Raw genomic sequence first — 9,346 nt, 5'->3', positions numbered from 1 at the left:
CAGGACTCGACCAAGACTGATACGAAACCCTACAATCGACACCGCGCAACTCCCATCCCGCCGAATCGGTCACGATCCCGAAATCGGCGGTCACGTTCGCCGAAATACGCAGGACGTCTCGCCATTGTGCACGCTGTCCTCTCGAGATCTTTAAGCATTTTCGCTCGATACTCTGCAATGCATAAACAGCCGAATTGAGGTTGTAGACTCGCTCACGAAGTTACTCGCCTATGGGACACATTGACGGCACCGAACGTTGACGCATAACGGCACAAAATCAGAACGCACAGCCTTCGGCGTACCGCATGATTCCTGCATGCGTTAGCGTCTAAATGGCGGGCAAGGCCGGCTGGATGATGCAGAGCGACGGATATAATCCGAGCGCCATCGATCAAGCCTTTCTGGAATTCTGGCAAACACGCGATGTTGGTTGCCTTGTCACCGCTTCTGGCCGGGAAGCGCCGATTGCCTTGGCGATCCGCCAACCTGAACGCGGCGGGCAGGAACCGGCCCTTAGCTGTCGTTCGATATTTATCTGTCAGCGGCTGCTTGCAGAGTCTTCCGCCCCTCGGTGCTTCGCGGTATGAGTTTACGTCGCTATACGGAAGCAAGCAGTCATTCGGCTTGACGACTCCAACCTGTAGTAGTGTCAAAGGTAAAAGGTGTACCAACAGCAGGATGCGCGATAGCCGCTGGCTAGTGGAGCCCCCGGGGAACGTGGGGGCGTTCGACAACCTTACAACGCCGCAGGCCCCTCCACTGCAGCCGTGCTCAGCTGAACCGCCGGACAAGGGAGGGGCGACCGATCGGTTCCCCAACACACTTGCTCGAACACACAAGCCCGACAGCACAGATGAGTCTCGATGCCATCTAGTTGGCAGCGACGATCTCGCGCTGCCCGATGATCTCCATGGGCGCAATGTCGGACCTGGGCGTCTTGCGTGAAGGACTCGGGCGTATATGACATTGGAGCCAGATCGGAGGTCACGCCACCGGCCTTTGCCATGCGCCAAAGGTGATAGGTGCATTCAGGGCCTAGCGGTTCATTGAGCTTGTAGAACCACGCCTCGCCCGTGATGATCACAAACTCACTGTCGACTCCCTCCTCGCCGGTGACATCAACGAGGCGCTTCAATTGGCGATCAACACCAGCACGCGCCGCACTAGAGCCCGCTTCGACCGTCACTCGCTCGCGCATCAACTTGTCAGCTGGAGAAGTAGTCAGGCCGGCAAAGGCGACCAGCGACTTTGGCGTCGCTGCGGCACCTATCACGCTGCGCATTCGCGACTCCAAGGCAGTGCCCTTCACCTGTATGGCCTGAAGAAGGTAGCTGATGTCATCGACATCCATCTTCTCCTCAATAGGGGGTGTGTCGTAGTCAACGACTACAAAGACTCGACCTCCGGCCTCAATCGCTAGCGCGGCATAGATGGATCGCGTGGGGTATGACCGTCTTCTGGCCCCGCTTTTGGTGGTGGCCACAAGTAGGGCTCGGACGTATCCATCTACTTGCTCGCTCCGCATCCAGCGAAGCGCATCCGCGACTGGGGTTGTGAGCGGAATGTCGTCCACCAGGCATCGCCGATGAAGCAACAAGTAGATTTGCTCGACTTCGGCCTGTATGTCCTCCATGCTGGAAAAGAAGTGAATGCTGTTTGCGTCCGGCAATCCGTCGGCAACGAAAGTTGCAATGGGATCATCGAAGACCACCAGCCACTTTCCTGTCGTAATGACGACACGGCGAAGGGTGGCCCTGCCGGTAGAGTCAAGAGACTGGACATAGGTTCGAAGGTCCCTGAGGTAGCCTCGCCATCCCGCAGTGACGCGCGACGAACTAGTCGCCTCCTTTACGATTGCGATTTCGTTCGCAAGTAGCTTGGCCGTCTCCAATGAACTTAGCGCTGCGCCATTCCTCGGCCGAGGCGCATCGATATCAGCGCCCTTGGCTTCCACAATTAGGACTGGTGTACGAACGGCGCTCGCAAATCCGAGATAGTCGAAGTAAAGCGGCTCACCTGTAGCCGACGACGATCGCGCCTCCTCGCGAACCGCCGCCGCGTCATCAGCATCCCAGCCGAAAGCCCTCAGAATTCCATCGACAAGAAAGCGACGTGTCCGTCTCTCCAGGAGATCGTTCGCCTGCGGCGATGTGCCTACTTGGGCGCGCGTAAGTTCCTCGCGAAGAACTTGCTCCTGCCGACTGAATGCGCTAAAGCAGTCAGTGAGCGCCCTTCCCACTCGCTGTATCTCGGCGAGGATGCTCATCGCATTAGGTCCGGTAGCTCATACAGCAGACGCAGCGCATCCGGCGCCCCAGCGCTGGAGAACAGTTCAAGAACCTTCACTAGCTGTTCTCGTCGGGCATTGTCGGCAAACACTGAACGGTAGTCGGCCAAGTACATCTGCACCAAGCGGACTAGCGCGGTCTCGGCAAGACTCTCGAACTGATATCCGTCGCCAGCAGCTGGCCCAAGAAGCAACGCTGCGATTCGGTCGAAGACTGCTTCCGGCGCAGCTTCTGCCAGGAACTCGTATAACTCGACCAAGTGGTAGACGATTGAGGAGATCCCTGTGTCCCCGATCTTTTGCAATGTATCGCCGTACTCAGCGATGAACTCGGCCTTGCGATGCCGATCGCTCAAGCTGTTAGAGAAATTCGAGTTTCCACGAGTCGCAGAAGAAGCGCCGGAACCGAAGTAAAGTTGATTTACCGCGTGCTCAAGTTGCTGACCGCTGCGACGGTAGAGTGGCACACCGAGTTCCTTTTGGCCTTCACGAAGCAAAGCCTTCGCCTCGTTCAGACCGACGATCTCGGCATCTACGATCGCAGTGAGAAGTTCTCGCGATCTGTTCTGAATCTTCGCGGCCCGGTCCGCCTCGATCTTTTCGTCCCATTTCAGGAACAGTGGCGCTCTAAGTTCAGAGATCAGCCGCCCCGCGAATCTGTGGCCGACTGCAAGATTGGCGATCCAGCCATCTATCCACTGCTTCGCCGTGGCATGACCTCGGCCTAACCACAAGTGAGCCGCTATGCCCGCAACCGCTTCGGCGAGTCCACTCCGCACTCCTTCCTCTGCTATCGCATTTGCCTCGGCCGCTCTGATAACCTTGGACACGATCGAAGCACAGCGATCCTGTTCCGCGCCGATCAGCCTCCGCATCGGCCCACCGACAAAGAACGCAAGTACTTCGGGATGGTCTTCGTGCTCGGCTACGTAATTCATTAGCTCCCACATCGTGGGCCTCGCCACGTCCCAGAGCGTGTTGAGCGCGCAGCTAATCTGGTGGCGAACCGTCGGAACCGGATCGGCGAGCATTCTGCGAAACCTTGCCTCGAAGCTGGCATCTAGCCCCCTACGTGCCAGAGCCAAGTAACCCTGAGCTGCGTACACGCGAACATCCCAGTTTCCCCAGGCCATCGTTCTCGTGTTTTCACCCGAGACCTCAGGATACGGGCTCTCCGACAACCGATCCAGCAAGGCCAGCAGTTCACCTGTTGGTGGATTTCGTTCCGCTGCTGACTTGTACGCGTCGCTGTCGGCAATTTGCGCAGCGGCGTTGCTGACGTAACCCCAAGCCGCATGGAGGGTCTCTGCCTTCGCCGCGACACCGGACTGCTGATCGATTGCCCTGACAACGCTCTGTATCTGCGCCCATATCGTTGTGACGCCTGCCTGATCGATGCTTTCGCCGCTGGCTTTAAGACACTGCTTCAGCGACCGCACCGATTCCATGACTGTCCCATCCGGGCCAGCGTGTGTGTCAACTCCCTGACTGCGCAGCAGCGAGTCGACGATGTCTTCATCGTTGCCCGACCAATCAGTCGATATCGATATGTAAGCAGGGTTACCAGTGAGATCCCCTTGCTCCGCAAGCTCAGCCCGATACGCGGCAAGCTCCGGCACTAGTAAGTCGCTAGGCTCGACCAGCGACAGAAGTCGCTGCGCGCGGTGCTCCCATTGCTTTTTTGTGTCGTCATCCGAACTTCGGACCCGCTCTAGAAGCCGCTTCTCGAATGAAATTCGCTGATCCGCAGGCCGCGTGGGCAGAGCAGCGGCGACGTAAGCGATGGCGTCACGCGACAAGCGCCAGCTAAGCAAGACTCCATCGTCTGTGGCGATAGGCCAGAGCTTCTCGTCGGCCACGCCCAGACGTTCAGCAGCAATCCCAAACAGTCGCGCAACGACCGAAGAAGATACCGGCGCGCCAAGAGCGGCGTCCGTGCAGCGGCGGAAGTCATCTCCAGAGCAGGACCCCAGGAAATCCGCTAGTACCCTTAGCGCTCTCCTCTCGGTCCCCTCGTGCTTCTCCGCTTCTCGCCACTCTTCCATCGAGAAACTGTCATCGATGATGGTGATCGCATCTGTGGCGCCTTGCACTGTTACACGCGTCAGTCCGTCTCTTCCCCCCCCCTGTTCTTCCGCTGTGAGCCCAATGGCGCAGCTGCTCACCGCGCGAATAGCGTGCTCCGGGGAGGCCTCCAGGAACTTCGGCAACACTTGCTCCAGGTGCCAGCGAGCATGTTCGTAGTCCTGCTTGTGATTTGATCTAAGCGTCAGAATTTTGCTCGGGCTGCCGCCGAGAAAAGTGTCGCCCTCTTGCGGGGACTCTTTGCCAAATAGGCTGGCATAGATTCTTTCCACAAATGCGGGTGCGGCACTCAGCATGTAGCACGCGCCCTCGGCAAGCCAGGGTGCTTCCTGTGATGCGTGCGTGGAGAAATGGGGCTCGGAGATTACGTATTCCAAGAGCCGCTCTGACGCTGCAGGATCGGACTCAAAGGCGCGAGCTACGAATCGGATTGCATTGCTCGAATATCCCGACAGACTCTCGTCAGACCAGATCGTCGCGAGCATCGCGCGCGCAGCGGCACCGAAGGTAGCAGCGAAGCCTGCGTCATCGAAGTTGCCTCTCTCCATCAGAGTTAGCAGAAGGATTCGCACCCCGTCGAGATGCTCCTTAGCGCCGGTCAATGCGGCGCCGCGCGCGGCCTCTGCCCAAGCGTGCATTTTGACGTTCGCATTGGAGTGCGCGAGGAGACTTACTCTCACAAACCTCGACGTTCTTGAAAGCACTTGCCCCGCCTGAGCCCGAGGCCTGCGGTCGCTCATGATGGCCATCAGCGGTTGCACGTCTTCGAGCGTCTGCACGCTGTCGATTACTGTCCGTAGGGCAATGCTGCCCAGCACGGGGTCCATGTCGTCGTGAGAAGCCAGGTCTGCGGCCAGCTGCCAAGCAGCCTCCTTCCCTGCCATCCCTGTTTCCCACTTGTCCATGATCGCGAACCGAAGGCCTGGACCTAGTAGCAAACCGATCGCCGGCCGCCCGGCAACCTGTGCCGTAAGCGTCGCTGCGTCGTCCAAGTCAAGGTAGAAGCGCCCGACAGCGTGATCGAACAGGACGTGGTGCGCAAAGGAGACGCGATCCTGCGGTGCCCGCACCAAAACCCCGGTAGCGATGACTTCATCCAGCGCATCGTTCTGGATGCGGTCCTGCCTAACTACCAGGCGCTCTTGCCGGGCCATCTCGCCCACTACCTCCTTCGCCGCGCGTCGCAACCGATGACTGCTGAGCCGCTCGTCCTCGTACCGCGATATCAGCTGGCTCTGACTGGTGACAGCTTGAATCGCCTCAGGTGCCAAGCCTCCAGTGACCAGCTCGGCGGCGAGTGACAGGTTAAAAACGTTTCCCAGCAATTCCCGAATGGATGCGGGCGCCGCGGATAGGAGTCGGCCGAGTATGGGGTTCGCTTCGCCGATGAAGGTCAGCTCGGAATCGACGAGCCGCGGGATCGAGAAGTGCCGGACGGATTCGAGGCCGGACTCGGCATATTCGCTGTCCGGGGGCGTTCCCTGCATAAGCGCACGCAAGCGCTTCCCATGCCGCAGATCAAATGTGCGGATGGAGGCAACAACGGACCATCGTTCACCAAGCTTGTTGACTACGCCTTCGATCAGTCTTGCAAATACCGCCTCAGATGCACCGCCTCTTGATGCATCCAGCGCGTCGATCACCAAGACAGCCGGAGAAGTTCCGGGCCATGCGCCCAGCACATCGAGAAGGTCGTTCTCGATGTTGAGCGCCCGTCGAAGCGCGGGGGCATCCGTGGTTGCGGCTAGGTCATCCACTGAAAGAAATACCGTTGGAGTTCCGCTAGCAAACATCTCCCTCGCGTAGCGCACCAGCACACCGGTCTTTCCCGCACCGGGCTCACCGATAACTAGCAGGCTTCCGTTGGCGATGGCGTCGCCTAAGGCCCGTAGGCACTGACGTGGAATCTCCGCATCGCCCGCCAGCATGGCATGCCGCTTAAGCCGTTCCAGCTCTGCTGCGGTCCATTGCCGAAGCCGTTCGATGTCAGCGTCGTACCCGGGCGACCGTCGGTCTTCGATTCCCGCCTTCCGAACGGAACGAAGCCACCCATTTCTGTCGGAGGGCGCCCCCTTTCGGATCAGGTCCTGGGCGATGCGCTGGAGTTCCGCCATCGCGGTCTCGCTCGTCACTGCGTCCCCGTAGAGAGCACCTTGCAACGTCGCCGCCGCCTCGCGCCAATCCGCGTCTCCTGGTTCGATGTCAAAACGCACCAAGCGGAACATGCGTGCCATGCCTGCCAGCACCGCGTCCGACAACGGGCCGGCCGACGCTGTTGCCCATGAACGCGTGGCATGATCGCGAAAGATATCGAGCGCGCCGCGTTCACTTTGATTAATCCGTCCGTAGACCTCTGCCCAAGTGCCACCAACATCAAACATTCGGCAGGCCCGGTGTAGGTCATCAAGCGACGCTGGCGCCCTTGTCGATACGGCCAATACGCCTGTTGCGGCCTCCCGCGTAGCTGACATAGTCCGATACAGACTCGTCAGCTGCTTGATTACGGATGCCAGTGCCGACCCGTCAGCACTAGATAGCGCTATGTTGGTTTTGCACTGGACACTGACCAGACTTCCATCTGAGAGCTGAACCTCGATGTCATCAAGATTCCGGCCCGTCTCGAACTGAAGGTGCTCTACTACGGCGTCTCTTCTCTGCCCGAACCGAGTACCGATGGGTGTCCGGCTGAGCAGATGAGCAGCAAACCATGCGCTGACACCGGCCTGAAAACTCATTCCAGCTTGGGTGGCGCGCCCCCCGGCGACCGACGATGAAGACGACATCTCTAAGTTACTCCTAGACGCGGACAAGCCACTACCTCGATGCCTCGCTTCCTTACCAAATGCAGGAGCTTGAGCGCATTATCCGTGGGCTTCTTCTGACCAATCTACCACTTCCGCCCTGTGGGGCGATGTCCCTCAGTCTGTTGAACGCGTGAGGCAAAGGGCGCGGTTCCTTTCGCCTGGATGAGAGAATCCAGGGGCCCAGCGAGCAAAGAACGGGCCACGGAGATGAGCTCCGGGACCGCCTACTTCTGCCCCGCCGCATACACTCTTCGGCGCCTGGTCGGCGGAATCGTGACCGGAACTCCGGGGAAGATAGTGACGGCCCATCCCATGCCACACTTGCCTCGGTGAAACGCTGACTCTTGCCGGCGGTGCGTCCTCGAACAGCAGCGTAGGCACCGCTCTTTTCAAACGCCTTCTCCTTGTAAGCCCAAAAGAACCAATCTGGGTCTTTAAATATGATCTACGGAACGGTGTAGCCCTTGTACTTCCCAAATCTGACTTCGCTCCAACCCATTATTATTATCCCAAAAAATAGATTTCTCATCTGACAGCAGAGGGTGACGCCACGTGCCGCATACCATCGTCGCCTCGATGGTAAACTCACATTCTACTCTGTCAATTGAGTTTCCGTTGGCTCCCTTTTATAATGTGGGACCACAAGTCCGGACGGGATAATCGCACTCCTTCTGCCGTTCTGAGCTGTACGCGAATCTAGTCCATATGGATTTTTTGCAATCGCCCGCGTGATTTGCCGAGCTTCTGACGCGAGATGAAGTACGGTAATGCAATCAGTGCTCAACGCGAAGCGTAGATCGGAATGACTCCAACGGTCTTGGTGCAAATGTCATCCATTTTACAGCCCGGGGTCAACTCCAATCCGTTGAATCAACTCTTGCTGCAATTCGAGTGCCGAGAGTTTCCGCTTCCCTGCATCCGTCTTAACATATACCTCCTGCGCTCCCGTTGCAAAAAGCAGCGTACGCCTGACCGAGGGCACGCGAACTTCTACGACATACAAGTTTTCGATTACAACGGAGCCACTACTTACCGGGTGAAGGTCGATTCGATAGGCCGTAGGAGCGATGGGAGGAACAATCTGGTGCAGTCGCTCTGTGACGATTCTCCGGAGCTCGTCACAATCCTGTGGCCGAAGTTCAACGCCGACAATGGCCCTATCCGCGTCACGAATGCCCCAGAAAATTGCACCTTCTTGAGGCAATCCTGCATTCATGAACGCAACCGCATACTGGTCCACAACCCCCCTAATTGCGCCCAGCGGATTACTGCCCTTGATTTCCTTGAATTCACATGTGCGACTTTCTTGAGCCGGGTATTGCTCCCCTCTCACCCATTTCTTCTGAACAAGGGGTCGAATATTTGGCTTCCGCGATTCGTACCATGAGTTGAAGGCCGCCAGCGATTTGGGCCCCGGTGCCGGGAGAATTTCCATCACGGGACCCGGCCCGACCTCGGCATCATTCCGATGGGGACAAAGCACTAACACCTGCGACTCGCGCGCAATCTCGACGAGAAGTTCTAGGTGAAGGTCGCTCTCGTCTCTTGACCAACGCCATAGCACTTCGTCTACGATTAGAGGCAGCTTGACGCTCGCACGTCGTCTCGCCACGAACTGAATGATCAATTCCAAGGCAGAACGTTGTGCACCAGACCCGATGTAGTGCGCTCGCCCGCTTTGTTGGCGCAGTGCCTCCCATAGTGGATGGAGTTTGATTCGGTCCGGAAGCAACGTCTCCACTTCATGAAAATCGATGGCCGCGTGATTGGTCTCGGTGCCATGCCCGATCATTAGAAGCTGGCTTTCCGATCCAGACATTGCCGTAAGCGCCCGCAGCACTAACGGGCCATTCGCCTTCGACACTTCCGGTTTCCCACTCGGCACTTCCGTGATGTGGAGGCCAACCGTCTCTGAGGTGTCTCGGTCTGTCACGCTGAGTACAACCGAGGAAGGTCCGACCCCGCCTGGAGTCAGCACCAACGCGGGCCTTCCAACCAAAGCGGCCAGCATCGCGCCCGCCATTTGCGTTTTACCTGAACCGTTTCTCCCAATGATCCAATTTATCGCATGTGGTTCAAAACTAAACTCTGCATCGGAGAAGGGACCGAAATTTGTAAGAACGATTTTCGCGAAATACATAAGACTCTCGACGACCTGATGTTGCGGAGT

At 58.0% G+C, this 9,346-nt stretch carries 3 protein-coding genes; all 3 read right to left on the bottom strand.

Translation table 11 applies throughout. The features are described from left to right. Positions 1 to 736 precede the first annotated feature (736 nt). Positions 737 to 2,266: a hypothetical protein gene (locus LDO41_RS04295; protein WP_223982278.1), complete on the bottom strand. Its 1,530-nt coding sequence runs from the start codon at positions 2,264 to 2,266 to the stop codon at positions 737 to 739. Beyond that, complete coding sequence (locus LDO41_RS04290) at positions 2,263 to 6,753, bottom strand: NACHT domain-containing protein (protein ID WP_223982276.1); 4,491 nt, start codon at positions 6,751 to 6,753, stop codon at positions 2,263 to 2,265. Before LDO41_RS04290 ends, LDO41_RS04295 begins: the two co-directional genes overlap by 4 nt. Positions 6,754 to 8,014: 1,261 nt before the next feature. Next, positions 8,015 to 9,316, bottom strand: a complete 1,302-nt coding sequence (locus tag LDO41_RS04285) for an ATP-binding protein (protein WP_223982274.1) — start codon at positions 9,314 to 9,316, stop codon at positions 8,015 to 8,017. Positions 9,317 to 9,346: the final 30 nt, after the last annotated feature.

It is taken from the genome of Cupriavidus pampae, from assembly GCF_914271485.1.
GTDB classification, from domain to species: Bacteria; Pseudomonadota; Gammaproteobacteria; order Burkholderiales; family Burkholderiaceae; genus Cupriavidus; species Cupriavidus pampae.
Note: the sequence above shows the minus strand (reverse complement) of the source record. Positions and strands in the feature narration are given on the sequence as shown.

Bases quoted from the DNA above. Each gene is read 5' to 3' on its own strand.
- LDO41_RS04290 (WP_223982276.1), bottom strand. From the start codon at position 6,753: ATGTTTGATGTTGGTGGCACTTGGGCAGAGGTCTACGGACGGATTAAT.
- LDO41_RS04285 (WP_223982274.1), bottom strand. From the start codon at position 9,316: ATGTATTTCGCGAAAATCGTTCTTACAAATTTCGGTCCCTTCTCCGAT.
- LDO41_RS04295 (WP_223982278.1), bottom strand. From the start codon at position 2,266: ATGAGCATCCTCGCCGAGATACAGCGAGTGGGAAGGGCGCTCACTGAC.